Consider the following 14881-nt stretch of genomic DNA (forward strand, 5'->3'; position numbering starts at 1 on the left):
TCGTTGGCGGCGACCGCCTCGGCGTAGAGGGCCCAGCCCTCGTTGTAGGCCGAGAAGCCGCCCGCGCGGCGCCACTGCGGCAGTTCGCCCGACTCGCGCTGCAGGGCGACCTGCAGGTGGTGGCCCGGCGAGGCCTCGTGATAGGTCAGGGTCGGCAGGGCGAACTTCGGCCAGTTCCCGCTGTCGCGCAGGTTGATGTAGTAGGCGCCCGGCCGCGAGCCATCCAGCGGCGGCCCCTGATAGTATCCGCCCGGCGCGCCCGACTGGATCGACACCGGCACGCGGCGAATCTCGACGTGGGTTTTCGGCAGACGGCCGAAGACGGACGGCAGTTTCGGCTCCAGTTCGGCCACTAGCTGGTTCAGCCAGACCAGCAGCTCCTCCTTGCCCGCGTCAGTGTTGGGGAAGAGTTGCGCCGGGTCCTTGTTCAGGGCCTGGATGCGCTCGCCGACCGTGCCCTGGGTATAGCCCTGAGCCTTCAGGATGGCGTCGATCTCGGCGCTGATCTCGGCGACCTGCTCCTTGCCCATCCTGTGGATTTCGGCGGCGCTCAGGGTGGTGGTCGTATTGGACTTCAGGCCAGCGGCGTAGAAGGCCTCGCCGTCGGGCAGGCGCCAGACCCCGGCGTCGTGGGTCGCCTGCGGGCGGACGGCCTCCAGGGCCGCGATCTGACGGGCCAGGGCCGGCTTGACCTTTTCATCGACGATGGCGGCGGCGCGGGTGTCATAGCCGGACAGGTTCAGGGCCGAGGTCTTTCGCACCAGCGACTTGACCATGGCCAGGTCGGCGGCGGGCGTGTCGCGCAGGGTGCGGACCTGGGGCAGCATGCGGTCGATGATGAAGTCCGGCGGGATGACGCCTAGGCCGGCGTCCTCGCGCACCTTGTCGGTCTCGCCGTCCAGCACCCCGGCGAAGGCCTCCAGCCGCGACAGGAAGGAGTCGGCGCCCGCCGCGTCCTCAATGCGGTGCTGGTTGTCCATGAAGTCGGGCGTCTCGAAATAGGCGCCCGACAGCTGGGTGACGATATAGGGCGAGGGTCGGCCCGGCCCCGCGCCATAGGCGAAGCGCGAGGTCTCGGCCGAGGTTTCGCGTCCGAAGGCGGCGATGGCGTAGTTCAGGGCGCCGGCCTCGCTGAGCCCCGTCTGGTCGAAGGCGCGCAGCGTGGCCCAGCGGCTGATCGCCTTGTCCCGGTCCTGCCGGATGGCCGCAGGGCTGACCGCCGTCAGCTTGGACGACAGGCTAGAGCGGGCGCCGCGGTCGAGGCCGAGGTTGGTGGCGTATTCGGGGTTGTCATCGACGTCGGCCTCGAACCAGCCGTCCAGCAGGGCGTTCAGCCGCGCATCAGAGTCGCTGGTTGCGGCGTGGGCCAGCGAGGGCGCGACGGCGGCCGTGGCGGCGGCGGTCAGCAACAGGCGGCGGCGGTCGATCATGGTCAGGCTCCCGACAAGGCGGGCGCGACGCCGCGCGCCCCCTTTCTACGCATACTGTCGTCGGGCCGGCGCGCCCGCGGTTCAGTCGATCAGGCCGGCGTCCAGGCGTTCATGGTCCGCTCCAGCACCGTCAGCGGAACCCCGCCCAGGTTCAGGCCGGTGTCATGGAAGCCCTTGATGTCGAAGCGCGATCCCAGGCGACGCTTGGCGTCTTCGCGCAGCTTGACCCAGGTGGTGTGGCCGACCTTGTAGCTGGAGGCCTGGCCCGGCCAGACGCAGTAGCGTTCGACCTCGGTGGCGATGCTCGATTCCTGATCGCCCAGGGTGTCGACCATGTAGCGTATGCCCTGCTCGCGGCTCCAACGCTTGTGGTGCAGACCGGAATCGACGACCAGGCGCGCGGCCCGGAACATCAGCGACTGCAGATAGCCGATCCGGCCGAAGGGATCGTTCTCATAGGCCCCGATCTCGTCGGCCAGCTGTTCCGAATACAGGCCCCAGCCCTCGGAATAGGCCGAGAAGCCCATGACCTTCATCAGCAGCGGGGTGTCCGGCTGCTCCTGCTGCAGGGCGATCTGGAAGTGATGGCCCGGCACCGCCTCGTGATAGGTCAGGGTCGGCAGGGTCCACTTGGGCCATTCCGCCGTGTCGCGCAGGTTGATGTAATAGGCGCCCGGCCGCGAGCCATCCAGGGCCGGCGGCTGGTAATAGCCGCCCGGCGCCCCGGCCTCGATGGCCTTGGGCACGCGCTTGATGTCGCAGGGCGACTTGGGCAGGCGGCCGAAATAGTCCGGCATGCGCGCCTGCATGGCGACCATCTGGGCGTTCAACTCCTTGATCAGCTCGTCCTTGGCCTCGTCCGTGTTCGGATAGACGAAGCGCGGGTCCTTGCCGAGGGCGGCGATGCGGGCGCCGACGGAGCCTTGCGTCAGACCCTGCGCCTTCAGCAGGGCGTCGGCGCGGCTTGAAATGTCGGCCACCTGCTCCAGCCCCATCTGATGCACCTCGTCCGGCGTCATCGAGGAGGTGGTGTAGTATTTCAGGCCGAAGCGGTAATAGGCCTCGCCGTCCGGCAGACGCCAGACGCCGCCGTCGTGGGTCGCGCCGGGGCGCACGGCCTTCAGGGCGTCGGCCTGACGCTGGATGGCCGGATAGACCTCGTTGGTCAGGATGGCCTGGGCGCGCGCGGCCCAGTCGCCGGGCAGGTTCTTCTCGGCGGTGCGGCGGGCCAGCGACTGGGTCATGACCGACTCGGCCGCGGCCGTGCCGGTGATGGCGCCCATCTGGGTCAGGGTGCGGTCGATGACGAAGTCCGGCGGCACGGCCCCGGCGGCGAACTCGGCCTGCATCCGCGCCCGCTCCTCGTCCAGCCCCTTGGCGAAATCGGACAGGCGCGACAGATAGGCCTCGGCGTCGTCCGCCGCCTCGATGCGGTGCTGGCTGTCGAGGAAGTCAGGGATCTGCTGATAGGCGCCGCCCAGCTGGCTGACGGTGTAGGGCGAGGGCGAGAAGCCGCCGCCGTAGGGGAAGCTGTCCCCCATCATCAGGGTGTCGCCGAAGAACTCCAGCGAGTCGTAATAGGTCTGCTCGGTCGCGGTCAGTTGACGCTTGTCGATGGCCTTCACCGCGGCCATGCCGTCCTTGAACTTGACCTTGTCGGCGTCGATCTTGGCCTGGGACCGATCGCTCAGCTTGAAGCGGGCGGCGGCCATCGGCCCCCGGTCCATGCCCAGCATGGTCAGGGTCTCGGGATCGGACAGGATCATCTCCTGCGCGATCTTGTCCAGCAGGGCCAGGAACTGGGCCGAGGCGGGCCCGGACGCTTGAGCCGCGACGGACGCGGCGGCGGTCTGCGCGAAGGCGCGGGCGGCGCCCGAGGCCGCGAACGCGCCCCCCAGGGCGGCGGACATCAACAGGCGGCGACGGTCCATCATCGGGCTTCCTCCCAAAAGCGATGGGAGGGGACACTAGCGAAGCGGAGCCGCCCCGCAAGCGGTCACTGTCACGGCGCGGATGAAGTTTCGTCCATCCACAACCCGGAACCGAGGATCAGCCCGGCTGGACGTGGGCCTTGAGGCAGTCGCGGACGGCCTTCTTCAGATCGCCGGGCGCATTGGGCTCGTCCACGCCCTCGGCCGCCAGCACCGCCTTCATCGCCGCATCCAGACCCTTGGGCAGGGCCGCGATCACCTTCTTCTGACCCTTTTCATGCAGGCAGAAGCCGACCTCGCTGCACAGGGCGGCGAACATGGCGTCAAAATCGGGAGCGGCGTCGGTCATCTGGTCTCAGGCTTTCAGGCGGGTCGCATGGAAGGCCACGTGGTCGTCCACGAAGCTGGCCATGAAGAAGTAGGAGTGATCATAGCCCGGCTGCATCCGCAGGGTCAGCCCCTGCCCCGCCTTTTCCGCCGCCGCCTTGAGAAGTTCCGGCTTCAACTGGTCGGTCAGGAAGGGATCGGCGTCGCCCTGATCCACCAGGATGTCGTCGAACACGCCCTCGGCCGCGCCGCCTTCGATCAGCAGGGCCGCGTCGTGTCTGGCCCATTCGGCGCGGTCCGCGCCCAGATAGGCGCTAAACGCCTTCTCGCCCCAGGGACAACGGGTCGGCGACGCGATCGGCGCGAAGGCCGAGACCGACTTGAACAGATCGGGGTGACGCAGGGCCAGGGTCAGCGCCCCGTGGCCGCCCATGGAATGGCCGAAGATGGAGCGGGTCTTGGTCGTCGGGAACGCGGCGTCGATCAGGGCGATCAGTTCGTCCGTGACGTAGGATTCCATACGGAAATGCGGGGCCCACGGTTCTTGCGTCGCATCGACGTAGAAACCCGCGCCTTGGCCCAGATCATAGGCGGCGTCGTCCGCAACGCCCTCACCGCGCGGCGAGGTGTCGGGCGCGACGATGATGACGCCGTGTTCGGCGGCGGCCTTGTAGGCCCCGGCCTTGGTGGTGAAATTGTCCTCGGTGCAGGTCAGGCCCGACAGCCAGATCAGGACCGGGAACGGGCCTTCGCCAGCGGGCGTGAACACCGACAGGGTCATGGGCGTGCCCGTCGCGGCGCTGTCGTGCTTCAGATAGCGCAGGATGCCGCCGTGAACGACGTGGCTCTTGACCGTTTCCATCAACTCAAACTCCAGTCAGTCCGGCCAGACGCGGGCCATGAAGGCGTCGTCCAGTCGGCCGCCGTCCTTCGAGAAATGCGCATACCAGTCGCGCGGAATGGGCGGGCTGGCCCCGGCGGGCGGCGCGCCGCCGCCCCAGACGTCGAAGCCGACCCCGACCAGGATCGGGCCCTGGCGCACGGCGGGCGCGGGCACGGCCTCGACCGCCTTGACCACCGCGGCGACCGTCTCGGGCTTGGGCGCCGGTTCGCCGGTGACGACCCAGGCCTTGGCCCGCCCGCCGGGCTTGACCATCAGCAGCAGCATCCCCGAGGCGCCCGGCTGGACCGGGGCGGTCCGGATCGCCCCCTCGGCCGCAACCGTCGCGGCGTTGACATAGGGCGACAGGGCCGAGACCTCGACCCGCGCCTTCATGACCGGATCGGGCAGGTAAAGCACCACGTCCTTGCCGACCCAGGCCTCGGCGGGGGCCTCGGCCACAGGCGCCACGTCGGCGCCCCGGTCGCAGGCCGCCAATCCCAGCGAGAGGCTGAACGCCGCCAGCCCCGCCGTCATTGCCGCTTTCGCCCTCATCTCGTCTCCGCCTTCAAGCCTACGTCCTGCTTTATCCGTTGCGGACCCAGGCAGATAGGCCCGCCGTCAGCCTTCGGGCGTCACCACGCGGGTCGGCTGACCGTTCTCGTCCTTGAAGGTGATGCGCGCGCCGCCGTCGGCCGCCACGCTCAGCACCAGGCGCGCCCGGCCCGCGCCGTCGCGCAGCACCAGTTCCGAGGCGCCCGATCCCTGACGCCCCAGGAAGGCGCGGGGCTGCCCGTCCATATTGGCCGCCAGCATCGCCGCCTGCTGCTGCTCCGGCGTCATGCCGGACAGCCGGGTCAGGACGTCGTAGTCGATCGACTCCTCGGGCCGGTCGTTGACGAAGACGCCCGAGACCCGACGCGCGCCCTGTTGAAAGCCCATGATCTGGACGGTCTGATCCTGCTCGTAGCCGTCGAAGGTCAGGCTGCCGCCCGACGACTTGACGCCGTCGGCGTTCTTGCCGCCGAACACCAGGCCGCCGACCTCGGTGCCTTCCTCGTTCATGAACAGCATCCCCGCCGTGTCCCGCCCCGGGTGCGGCACCTCGCGCCCGCGATAGGGGATTTCGGGGAAGGCCGTCTGGTTCGAAATCACCATCCGCAGAGTGCCGTCCGGCTCGCGCACATTGATGCGCTGGACGTCGATCTCGGTGAAGCGGGCCGGGCCGACGCCCAACACCGCCCCCGAGACCATGACCCCCACGAAGACGGACGTCAGCACGCCCGAATAGGCGATCAGGGCCTTTTGCGCGTCGAACTTCATGATGATCCTCCCCATTGATCGCGGGTTGGTAGCGGATCACGTCGATGTCGCCCCGTGGTCAGTTGTCGCAAGCTCGGCTTTTACGACGGCCGGTGAACGGCGCAGATCTTGTTGCCCGACGGGTCGCGCAGATAGGCCAGATGCATCGTCCCGAACGGCGTCTCGCGCGGACCCGCCGGGTCCTCGATGGTCGTGCCGCCCGCCGCCACGCCGGCCTCGGCGAAGGCGACGACCGCCTCGGGGCTGGCCGCCGCGAAACCGATGGTGCCGCCGTTGGCGTGACAGGCCGCCTGACCGTCGCGCGGCGTTACCACGCCCAGCATGCCGCGCGGCGTCCTGTACCAGACGCCAGGCCGGGGCTGATCGCTGAAGGCGCCCGGCTGATGGCCCAGGGCCCCCAGCACCGCGTCATAGAATTTCTGCGACGCCTCGACGTCGTTGGCGCCGAGCGTGACGTGCGTGAACATGGTCTTCCTCCCGATGATGCGCCCGGCCGGTTCGCCGGACGCCGCAAGCTAGGCCTAGTCAGTTTCGTTTGGCAACGTTCTTTTAGAAGACGATCACCGAACGGATGCTCTCGCCCGCGTGCATCAGGTCGAAGGCCTCGTTGATGCGTTCCAGCGGCAGGGTGTGGGTGATCATGGGGTCGATCTCGATCTTGCCGTCCATGTACCAGTCCACGATCTTGGGCGTGTCGGTGCGGCCGCGCGCGCCGCCGAAGGCCGAGCCCTTCCAGACGCGGCCCGTGACCAGTTGGAACGGACGGGTCGAGATCTCCTTGCCCGCCTCGGCCACGCCGATGACGATGCTCTCGCCCCAGCCGCGATGGCAGGCTTCCAGCGCCTGACGCATGACCACGGTGTTGCCGGTGCAGTCGAAGGTGTAGTCGGCGCCGCCGTCGGTCAGTTCGACCAGGCTCGCCACCACGTCCGGCGTGTCCTTCGGGTTGACGAAGTGGGTCATGCCGAAGCGGCGGCCCCACTCCTCCTTGTCGTTGTTAATGTCGACGCCGACGATCATGTCGGCGCCGACCAGCTTCAGCCCCTGGATGACGTTCAGGCCGATGCCGCCCAGGCCGAAGACCACGGCCTTGGCGCCCAGCTCGACCTTGGCCGTGTTGACCACGGCGCCCACGCCCGTCGTCACGCCGCAACCGATGTAGCAGGCCTTGTCGAAGGGGGCGTCCTTGCGGATTTTCGCCACCGCGATCTCGGGCAGGACGGTGTAGTTCGAGAAGGTCGAGCAGCCCATGTAGTGGGCGATGGCCTGACCCTTGTAGCTGAAGCGGCTGGTGCCGTCGGGCATCAGGCCCTTGCCCTGGGTCGAGCGGATCGAGGTGCACAGGTTGGTCTTGCGGCTCAGGCACGACTTACACTGGCGGCATTCCGGCGTGTAGAGCGGGATGACGTGGTCGCCGACGGCCAGCGAGGTCACGCCCGGCCCGACCTCGACCACCACGCCCGCGCCCTCGTGGCCCAGGATCGACGGGAAAATGCCCTCGGAGTCCAAACCGTCCAGCGTATAGGCGTCGGTGTGGCACACCCCCGTCGCCTTGATCTCGATCAGCACTTCCCCTGCCTTCGGCCCCTCCAGATCGACCTCGACGATCTCGAGCGGGCGTTTGGCTTCGAACGCGACGGCGGCGCGGGTTTTCATGATGGTTGGTCCTTCGGACATCCGTGACGCTCGCGACGCGGTCGCTCGCTGTTTCAGGGACAGGAGGTGACTGAACTGGCGTCTATTCTACGCTCGTCGCGGCGGGGCGGATATGGCGACAACCGCAAAACATTATTGTCGTGATGCAACAATCATGATCGAACGTCCCCCATGAGCCGCTGGGACGGGATCGACGAATTCACCGCTGTCGCCGAACAGGCCAGCTTCTCGGCCGCCGCCCGGCGCCTGGGCCTGTCGACCTCGGCCGTCAGCCGCGAGATCGCCCGGCTGGAAGACCGGCTGCAGACCCGCCTCTTGCACCGCACCACCCGTCGGGTCGAGCTGACCGACGCGGGCCGCGACTTCCTGGCCCGCTGCCGCCGCCTGATCGACGAACGCGACGAGGTCCTGGCCGCCGTCCAGCCCGACGATCACGCCCCGCGCGGCCTGCTGCGCATGACCTGCTCGGTCTCCTACGGCGAGCGTTTCATTGCGCCTGCCGTCAACGCCTTCGCGCGGCAGAACCCGGAGCTGAGGATCGAACTGGACCTCGACAATCGCCTCAGGGACCTGGTCGGCGACGGCTATGATCTGGCGGTGCGGTTCGGCCATCTGACCGACTCGCGGCTGATGGCGCGGCGGCTGGCCTCGCGGCGGCTGATCCTGTGCGCCAGCCCCGACTATCTGGCGCGGCGCGGCGCCCCGCGCGACCTGTCCGAGATCGCCAGCCACGACAGCCTGATCGGCTCGGCCGAGCACTGGCGTTTCACCGAGGCGGGGCGCGAGGTCGCCCTTCGCCCCATCGGCCGCTGGCGCTGCAACTCCGGCGCGGCGGTGCTGGACGCGGCCTTGCAGGGCCTGGGCCTGTGCCAGCTGCCCGACTTCTACGTGGCCGAAGCCCTGACGTCGGGCGCCCTCGTCTCCCTGCTGGACGACCAACGCCCGCCCGACGAAGGCGTCTGGGCCGTCCATCCCCACCCCCGCCACGTCCCGCCCAAGGTCCGCGCCATGATCGACTGGCTGCACGACAGTCTGGCAAACGCGCAAAGGAGCCCCGCATGAACCTCGTCGTCCTGACCGGCGCCGGCGTCTCGGCCGAGAGCGGCGTGCCGACCTTCCGCGCCTCGGACGGGCTGTGGGAGGGGCATCGCATCGAGGCGGTGGCGACGCCCGAGGGCTTCGCGGCCAATCCGGCCCTGGTGCAGGACTTCTACAACCAGCGGCGGCGGCATCTGGCCAGGGTTGCGCCCAATGCGGCCCACCGGGCCCTGGCCGATCTGGCGGCGCGGTGGCGGGGCGACTTCCTGCTGGTGACGCAGAACGTCGACGACCTGCACGACCGGGCGCACCTCGAGACGCCGCCCGCCTACGGCTTCGAGCTGATCCACATGCACGGCGAACTGCTGAAGGCGCGCTGCACGGCCTCCGGCGTCGTTTGCGACTGGACCGGCGATCTGGAGCCCGAGCACGCCTCGCCGCATCACCCGCGCGGGACCTTGCGCCCGCACATCGTCTGGTTCGGGGAGATTCCGCTGGAGATGGAGCGGATCGAGGCGGCGCTGGAGCAATGCGACCTGTTCGTCTCCATCGGCACCTCGGGCGCGGTCTATCCGGCGGCGGGCTTCGTGCAGTCGGCGCGCCTGGCCGGGGCGCGGACAGTGGAGATCAATCTGGAGCCGACCCAGGGCGCGCGCCTGTTCGACGAAGGCGTCTATGGCCCCGCCACCGAGGCCGTGCCGGGGTTCTTCGCCAGCCTCTAGGCTCGCGGTCCGAACAGGATCACCCCCGCCCCGATCAGACAGACCGCCCCGCCGATCAGGTCCCAGCGGTCCGGCGTCGCCTTCTCGACCAACGCCATCCAGACCAGCGAGGCGACGATATAGACCCCGCCATAGGCCGCGAACGCCCGCCCCGCCGTCTCGGCCGGCACAAGCGTCAGCAGCCAGGCGAAGGCGATCAGGCTGACCACGCCCGGAACCAGCCAGACCGGCGACCGATCCAGCTTCAGCCAGACCCAAAAGGCGAAGCAGCCGCCGATCTCGGCCAGGGCGGCCAGCGGATAGATAAGGGCGGGTTTCACTCCCCCTTCGCTTCCGCCGCGCGCTTCTCGGCCAGCTTGGCGAGCACCCGGCCGCGACCCTTGGCGAGGGCGTGGATAGCGCCGCGCATGGTGGCGACTTCCTGTTCGGTGAAGGCGGCGCGGCCCAGCATGACGCGCAGGTTCTGGCTCATCGACGGCTTCTTCTCGGGCGGGTGGAAGAAGCCGCCGGCCTCCAGCTCGGCCTCGAAGTGTTCGTACATGCCGATCAGGAGTTCGTTCGACGCGGGCGGCTCGCCCTCGCGGAAGCGCGGCGGCGGGGCGTCGAGGATCAGGGTGCGCCACTCATAAGCGTTGATGGCCACGGCCTGGGCCAGGTTCAGCGAGTGGTGGCGCGGGTCGATGGGGATGGTGGTGATCCCGGCGCACAGGGCGATGTCGGTGGTCTCCAGCCCGGCCCGCTCGCCGCCGAACAGCAGGCCGGTTTTCAGCCCCGAGGCCGTGTCGTCATAGAGGACGCGGGCGCTTTCGCGCGGGGTGCGCACCGGCTGGCGCGTCTCGCGCGGGCGGGCGGTGGTGGCGAAGACGGTGTGCAGGTCGGCGATCGCCTCGGCCACGCTGTCGAAGACCCGGACGCCCTCCAGCACCCAGTCCGCGCCCGAGGCCATGGCCCAGGCGCGTTCCTGGGGCCAGCCGTCGCGCGGGCTGACCAGCCGCAGTTCGGACAGGCCGAAATTGGCCATGACGCGGGCGACCGCGCCGATGTTCTCGGCCATCTGGGACTTGTCGAGGATGACGACGGGGGGCGTGAGTTCAGTCATGGGGCGGTCCTTAGCCCTTCTCCCCTTGAGGGAGAAGGACCTGATCCCGCTCATCCCCGCGGAAGCGGGGACCCAGTGAGAGCCTCATGCTCGACTGCTGATACGCGGCCTGGCTCATGCTTTCTGGCCAAAGAACTGGGTCCCCGCTTCCGCGGGGATGAGCGGAAAAATCCTGTCAATCCTCACCGATCATCGAGGTCCACGGGTCGACCGTACCGGCTTCAACCTCGGCCACCTTGACGGCGGGCCAGCCGATGGAGGCGGTGGCGCTCTCGCGCCAGCTGAGGATGATCAGGTCGCGCAGTTCCGAGGCGCCCGCCGCCAGACGCTCGGTGACGAAGGCCGCGCCGCGCGGGTCGGCGTCGACAAAGCCGCCCGCCTTTTCCAGACGATAGAAGGGAATGACCGTGCCCAGGGTCGTCTTCAGATAGCCGGCCGTGCGGGCGCGCAGGTCCAGGCCCGACACCTGGGGCTGGCTCATGGCCGCCTCGACCGTGTCCAGACGGGCGACGCGCGAGGTGAACTCGCCCTCGAAGATTCCGTGGGTGCGGCGCGAGTTGGTGAAGCCCTCGGGGTTAGGGTAGTCGCCCCAGCCGTTGAAGTGGATCGAGGTGTGGTGCGGCTGCGAGCCGTCGCCGACGTAGTGGGCCAGCACGCCGATGTCGCGCAGGATCAGGGCCTCGCGGCGCTCGCGATCGGCGCGATACCAGGCCTTCTTGCCGGGATCGCTCTCGCGCGCCTCGGCGGCGGTCAGGACCCGCCAGTAAGCGAAGTCGCGACCCAGGTTCTGATAGGCGTCCATCAGGGCGTAGGGCAGATAGCCGACATCGTCGATCTTGATGCCCGCCTGCACCAGGGCGGTGTCGAAGTCCGACTTCAGCCGCGGCAGGGCGTCGATCGACGGGCCGTTCGCCTTCATCGCGAAGCCGTTGTCGTCCAAGTCGATGAAGTGGGCCGTATCGCGCTCGCGGTCGTGCGGCTGGCCGGCGCCCTTCCAGCGGTCGGGCTCGCGCGCCAGTTCGCCGACGTCGGCGATGGCGCCCGGCGTGCGCAGGAAGGCCGGCAGGTCGTCGCTCAGGGCCCGCATGGCCGCCACGCCGATCAGGCGGTGGCCGGTGTTGCCCCAGGCGTCGACGTTCACGGCGGGGGCCGAAACCAGCATCAGGGCGGCGGCGGAGATCATCAGGCGCTTCATGGGACACCGGCGAAAAAGGACAGGGAAACGACGGCTTAGCTCATTCGCGGCCCCGCCTCCAGTCAAGGCGGACTTCGTCTCTTGCGTCGTCGCCAAGCTGGTTTCTGCGGACCCGAGCGAGCATTTCTTGGAAATAAAGTGTTACGCGGGACGATCATGGTGTTAACCGATCAGGTTATCGGCACAGTATAGACGTTGGTAACGACGAATACTGATTTCGTTGCTGCCACATATGCTGTGACATTTGCACGATATGCTCATCAACCTGTGGACTAATCGAACGATGATCGTGCTTCAGACCGGCCGCTGATCTCAAGCGACACGTTTTCGCCACAATTAGCGGTCAAAAACCCGATGCCGGATCGTGTCGGGACCGGTGCTTCCTGAGTCTGTTCGATGCTGAACACAGCCGCTGCGCTTGCCATGTTCTGGGCTATGGCCTTCTCCGGTTCCGGAGAGCCTCAACCCTATGAAGCCGTCGTCGCCATCGACACGGCTGCAATGGAAACCGCCGCGGCGGCTGAAAGTTCCATCGACGCCTCCGCCCTTTCGGCCGAACAGGCCGAGCTGATGGCGGGCGATCCCGACTGGCGCGCCTCGGCCCGCCTCTATCACGCAGGCGGCGGCGGCGCGACGGGCAATGATTCGCTCGGCTGCCGTCCGATCGCGATGCGCACGGTCGCCGTCGACCCCCGCGTCATCCCGCGCCGCACCAAGCTCTTCATCCGTGAAACGGTCGGCATGCGCCTGGCCAACGGCGAGGTCCACGACGGCTACTGGTACGCCTCGGACACCGGCGGCGCGATCAAGGGCTCCAAGATCGACCTGTTCACCGGCAACGGCCGCGGCTCGATGCAGCAGGCCCAGCGCCTGAACATGAAGACCCTGACCATCGCCGACGCCGGCGATTTCGACGGCTGCCCCCCGGCCTGGGAAACGGCCTCGAACTAAGGGCGAAGACGTCCACCGACAAAAAAGGCGACCGGAGCGATCCGGTCGCCTTTTTGTTTGGCGGAAGTCTGCCGCCCCTATCACTCCTCTGCCGTCATCCTCGGGCTCGACCCGAGGATCGGGTGATCCGCCAGCGCGACGCTGGCAGCGATGAGCGCGCCCCCTACGCTCGATCCTCGGGTCAAGCCCGACGATGACGACTGAAAGGTGGGACGCAGGTGGGACGCGGCGAGCGCGGCGCTCAGAACTTCCGCTTGCCGCTGACCGTCTCGAAGAAGAGGCGGAAGTCGCCCCTCAGGCTCCACAGCGGATATTTGAAGGTCGCCGGCCGGTTCTTCTCGAAAAAGAAGTGCCCGACCCAGGCGAAACCGTAGCCGACCAGCGGCATGGCCAGCAGCCACCAGGGGTTCAGCGTGACGCAGAAGGCCCCGAAGGCGGCGATCACCAGCCCCGTGCCGACCACATGGATACGGCGGCAGGTCCGGTTGGAATGTTCGTGGATATAGTAGGGATAGAAGGCCTCGAACGAGGCGTATCGGCCTTCTGGCCCTTGGGCAGACTGCTCGGTGTTCATGACCCCAGCCTGCCCCCGGATCGCGCCGGGGGCAAGTCAGGGATCACATCGCTACGCCAGGAACGATATCAGTCGAAACGCTTGCCGCTCTTGGGACCCTTGGGTCCCTTGGCGAAGGGTTTGCCGGCCGGCTTGAAGCCCGGCTTGCCGCCGGCCTTGAAGTCCGACTTGGGCTTGAACGGCTTCTTGGCGCCGGGTCCCTTGGCGAAAGCCCCCTCGGGACGCTCGGCGCGATCGCCGTCAGCGCGCGGGGCGTAGGGCTTCTTGCTGAAAGCCGGGCGTTCGCCGCCGCCTTCACCCTCGCGGGGCTGCCACGGCTTCTTCTTGAACGGCGGACGACCGCCCTCGCCGTCCTCGTCGCGACGGAAGGGCTTCTTGGCGTAGGGGCGCTCGCCGCCTTCGTCGCGGTTGCGCGCGCCGCCCTTGAACATGCCCGAATGCGGGGCCTCCGACGGCGTGATGTTCGCCTCGTTGGTGTTCATGGCCGCCAGCTTCCTGAAGGCCTCGACGTGGGTGTTGGCGATCTCGAAACGGGTCTCTTCGGGGAAGGTCTTGATCGAACCGATCTGCTGCTTGGTGATGCCGCCGATGCGGCAGATCATCGGAATCAGCCACTTGGGATCGGCGTTGCGGTTGCGGCCGATGTCCATGCGGAACCACGAGACCTGGTCCGGCTGCAGACGCTCGAAGGGCGAGGCCCCGGCGGCGAAGGCGTCGCCGCTCTCGCCGCGCGGCTTGCGCTGCGGACCCTGGCCCGGATCGGTCAGGTCCTCGGGAGCCGGCAAGTCCTTGCGCAGCAGGACCAGCAGGGCGCGGGCCAGATCCTCGGGCGTGCGCTCGGCCACCAGCTTGGCGATCAGGCCGGCGTCGTCCTCGTTACCTTCCTCGGCGAAGACCGGGGCGGCCAGCAGGCGTTGCTCGTCCTTGGCCAGGATCTCGTCGGCGGTCGGGGCGCCGGCCCAGGTCGCCTCAACCCCGGCCGAACCCAGCAGCATCTCGGCCTTGCGGCGGCGGCTGCTCGGCACCAGCAGAATGGAGGTGCCCTTCCTGCCCGCGCGACCGGTGCGGCCCGAACGGTGCAGCATGGTCGCCTTGTTGATCGGCAGTTCGGCGTGAATCACCAGTCCCAGGTCGGGCAGGTCCAGACCGCGCGCGGCCACGTCGGTGGCGACGCAGACGCGGGCGCGGCCGTCGCGCAGGGCCTGAAGCGCGTCAGTGCGCTCGCGCTGGCCCATTTCGCCGGACAGGGCCACGGTCGCGAAGCCGCGCTCCAGCAGCGACGACTGCAGGTGACGCACGCTGTCGCGGGTCGAACAGAAGACCAGGGCGCCGGGGGCCTCATAGAAGCGCAGCACGTTGACGACGGCGTGCTCGATCTCGTTCGGGGCGATGCGCAGGGCGCGGTATTCGATGTCGCTGTGCGGCTGGCTGCGGTCGACGGTGTCGATACGCACGGCGTCGCGCTGATAACGCTTGGCCAGCATGGCGATGTCGCGGGCGATGGTGGCCGAAAACAGCAGGGTGCGGCGATCTTCGGGCGACTGCTCGAGGATGTATTCCAGGTCCTCGCGGAAGCCCATGTCGAGCATCTCGTCGGCCTCGTCCAGCACCAGGACCTTCAGCGCCGACAGGTCCAGGTTGCCGCGGTCGATGTGGTCCTTCAGGCGGCCGGGGGTGCCGACCACGATGTGGATGCCGAAGTTCAGGGCGCGGGCTTCCTTGCGGGCGTCCATGCCGCCGACGCAGGTGGTGATC

16 protein-coding genes are annotated in these 14881 nt (G+C 68.5%); 3 read left to right on the forward strand and 13 right to left on the reverse strand.

Annotation, left to right across the window (positions count from 1 at the left end; genetic code table 11):
- From VGE49_RS09965 to VGE49_RS10000, 8 genes are all read right to left on the reverse strand, one after another.
- Positions 1–1430 (reverse strand): DUF885 domain-containing protein (locus VGE49_RS09965; protein ID WP_331034405.1); only part of this gene is annotated, 1430 nt, incomplete at its 3' end.
- 89 nt (positions 1431–1519) lie between these two features.
- On the reverse strand, positions 1520–3364 hold the full coding sequence (locus VGE49_RS09970; protein WP_331034406.1) for a DUF885 domain-containing protein: 1845 nt from the start codon (positions 3362–3364) through the stop codon (positions 1520–1522).
- A gap of 115 nt (positions 3365–3479) precedes the next feature.
- The gene (locus VGE49_RS09975) at positions 3480–3710 is read right to left on the reverse strand and encodes a hypothetical protein (RefSeq protein ID WP_331034407.1); all 231 of its coding nucleotides are present in this window, start codon (positions 3708–3710) and stop codon (positions 3480–3482) included.
- Between the two features lie 6 nt (positions 3711–3716).
- Positions 3717–4550, reverse strand: coding sequence for an S-formylglutathione hydrolase (fghA, locus tag VGE49_RS09980; RefSeq protein WP_331034408.1), 834 nt, complete (start codon positions 4548–4550; stop codon positions 3717–3719).
- Positions 4551–4565: 15 nt separating this feature from the next.
- A complete protein-coding gene (locus VGE49_RS09985; protein ID WP_331034409.1) occupies positions 4566–5123 on the reverse strand; it encodes a hypothetical protein in 558 nt (185 codons plus the stop codon).
- 66 nt (positions 5124–5189) lie between these two features.
- Positions 5190–5891 carry a hypothetical protein gene (locus VGE49_RS09990; RefSeq protein WP_331034410.1) on the reverse strand — a complete coding sequence of 234 codons (702 nt, stop codon included), beginning with the start codon at positions 5889–5891 and terminating at the stop codon, positions 5190–5192.
- Between the two features lie 80 nt (positions 5892–5971).
- Positions 5972–6358 carry a VOC family protein gene (locus VGE49_RS09995; protein WP_331034411.1) on the reverse strand — a complete coding sequence of 129 codons (387 nt, stop codon included), beginning with the start codon at positions 6356–6358 and terminating at the stop codon, positions 5972–5974.
- Positions 6359–6440: 82 nt separating this feature from the next.
- A complete protein-coding gene (locus VGE49_RS10000; protein ID WP_331034412.1) occupies positions 6441–7547 on the reverse strand; it encodes an S-(hydroxymethyl)glutathione dehydrogenase/class III alcohol dehydrogenase in 1107 nt (368 codons plus the stop codon).
- A gap of 171 nt (positions 7548–7718) precedes the next feature.
- Here VGE49_RS10000 and VGE49_RS10005 point away from each other — a divergent pair, with 171 nt between their 5' ends.
- Complete coding sequence (locus VGE49_RS10005) at positions 7719–8609, forward strand: LysR family transcriptional regulator (RefSeq protein WP_331034413.1); 891 nt, start codon at positions 7719–7721, stop codon at positions 8607–8609.
- Positions 8606–9307, forward strand: a complete 702-nt coding sequence (locus VGE49_RS10010) for an NAD-dependent deacylase (protein WP_331034414.1) — start codon at positions 8606–8608, stop codon at positions 9305–9307. The genes VGE49_RS10005 and VGE49_RS10010 overlap by 4 nt, the downstream gene beginning before the upstream one ends.
- Here VGE49_RS10010 and VGE49_RS10015 read toward each other — a convergent pair.
- From VGE49_RS10015 to VGE49_RS10025, 3 genes are all read right to left on the reverse strand, one after another.
- Positions 9304–9627 (reverse strand): YnfA family protein, encoded by a 324-nt coding sequence (locus VGE49_RS10015; protein ID WP_331034415.1) that lies wholly within the window; start codon positions 9625–9627, stop codon positions 9304–9306. The two genes, VGE49_RS10010 and VGE49_RS10015, sit on opposite strands and share 4 nt — an antisense overlap.
- Positions 9624–10406, reverse strand: coding sequence for an RNA methyltransferase (locus tag VGE49_RS10020; protein WP_331034416.1), 783 nt, complete (start codon positions 10404–10406; stop codon positions 9624–9626). The genes VGE49_RS10015 and VGE49_RS10020 overlap by 4 nt, the downstream gene beginning before the upstream one ends.
- A 175-nt stretch (positions 10407–10581) precedes the next feature.
- Positions 10582–11589, reverse strand: coding sequence for a phospholipase C/P1 nuclease family protein (locus tag VGE49_RS10025; protein WP_331034417.1), 1008 nt, complete (start codon positions 11587–11589; stop codon positions 10582–10584).
- Positions 11590–11997: 408 nt separating this feature from the next.
- Between VGE49_RS10025 and VGE49_RS10030 the strand changes: the two genes are divergently transcribed.
- Positions 11998–12552 carry a 3D domain-containing protein gene (locus tag VGE49_RS10030; protein ID WP_331034418.1) on the forward strand — a complete coding sequence of 185 codons (555 nt, stop codon included), beginning with the start codon at positions 11998–12000 and terminating at the stop codon, positions 12550–12552.
- 241 nt (positions 12553–12793) lie between these two features.
- Here the strand turns inward: VGE49_RS10030 and VGE49_RS10035 are convergent, their stop codons facing one another.
- The gene (locus tag VGE49_RS10035) at positions 12794–13126 is read right to left on the reverse strand and encodes an Mpo1-like protein (protein ID WP_331034419.1); all 333 of its coding nucleotides are present in this window, start codon (positions 13124–13126) and stop codon (positions 12794–12796) included.
- A gap of 68 nt (positions 13127–13194) precedes the next feature.
- Positions 13195–14881: DEAD/DEAH box helicase (locus VGE49_RS10040; RefSeq protein WP_331034420.1), on the reverse strand; the 1687-nt coding region annotated here is incomplete at its 5' end.

The organism is Brevundimonas sp. (assembly GCF_036405315.1).
Classification (GTDB): Bacteria; Pseudomonadota; Alphaproteobacteria; order Caulobacterales; family Caulobacteraceae; genus Brevundimonas.

Excerpts from the sequence above, each read along its gene's own strand:
- VGE49_RS09970 (WP_331034406.1), bottom strand. The coding sequence starts at position 3,364 with ATGATGGACCGTCGCCGCCTGTTGATGTCCGCCGCCCTGGGGGGCGCG.
- VGE49_RS09975 (WP_331034407.1), bottom strand. The coding sequence starts at position 3,710 with ATGACCGACGCCGCTCCCGATTTTGACGCCATGTTCGCCGCCCTGTGC.
- fghA (WP_331034408.1), bottom strand. The coding sequence starts at position 4,550 with ATGGAAACGGTCAAGAGCCACGTCGTTCACGGCGGCATCCTGCGCTAT.
- VGE49_RS09985 (WP_331034409.1), bottom strand. The coding sequence starts at position 5,123 with ATGAGGGCGAAAGCGGCAATGACGGCGGGGCTGGCGGCGTTCAGCCTC.
- VGE49_RS09990 (WP_331034410.1), bottom strand. The coding sequence starts at position 5,891 with ATGAAGTTCGACGCGCAAAAGGCCCTGATCGCCTATTCGGGCGTGCTG.
- VGE49_RS09995 (WP_331034411.1), bottom strand. The coding sequence starts at position 6,358 with ATGTTCACGCACGTCACGCTCGGCGCCAACGACGTCGAGGCGTCGCAG.
- VGE49_RS10000 (WP_331034412.1), bottom strand. The coding sequence starts at position 7,547 with ATGAAAACCCGCGCCGCCGTCGCGTTCGAAGCCAAACGCCCGCTCGAG.
- VGE49_RS10005 (WP_331034413.1), top strand. The coding sequence starts at position 7,719 with ATGAGCCGCTGGGACGGGATCGACGAATTCACCGCTGTCGCCGAACAG.
- VGE49_RS10010 (WP_331034414.1), top strand. The coding sequence starts at position 8,606 with ATGAACCTCGTCGTCCTGACCGGCGCCGGCGTCTCGGCCGAGAGCGGC.
- VGE49_RS10020 (WP_331034416.1), bottom strand. The coding sequence starts at position 10,406 with ATGACTGAACTCACGCCCCCCGTCGTCATCCTCGACAAGTCCCAGATG.
- VGE49_RS10025 (WP_331034417.1), bottom strand. The coding sequence starts at position 11,589 with ATGATCTCCGCCGCCGCCCTGATGCTGGTTTCGGCCCCCGCCGTGAAC.
- VGE49_RS10030 (WP_331034418.1), top strand. The coding sequence starts at position 11,998 with ATGCTGAACACAGCCGCTGCGCTTGCCATGTTCTGGGCTATGGCCTTC.
- VGE49_RS10035 (WP_331034419.1), bottom strand. The coding sequence starts at position 13,126 with ATGAACACCGAGCAGTCTGCCCAAGGGCCAGAAGGCCGATACGCCTCG.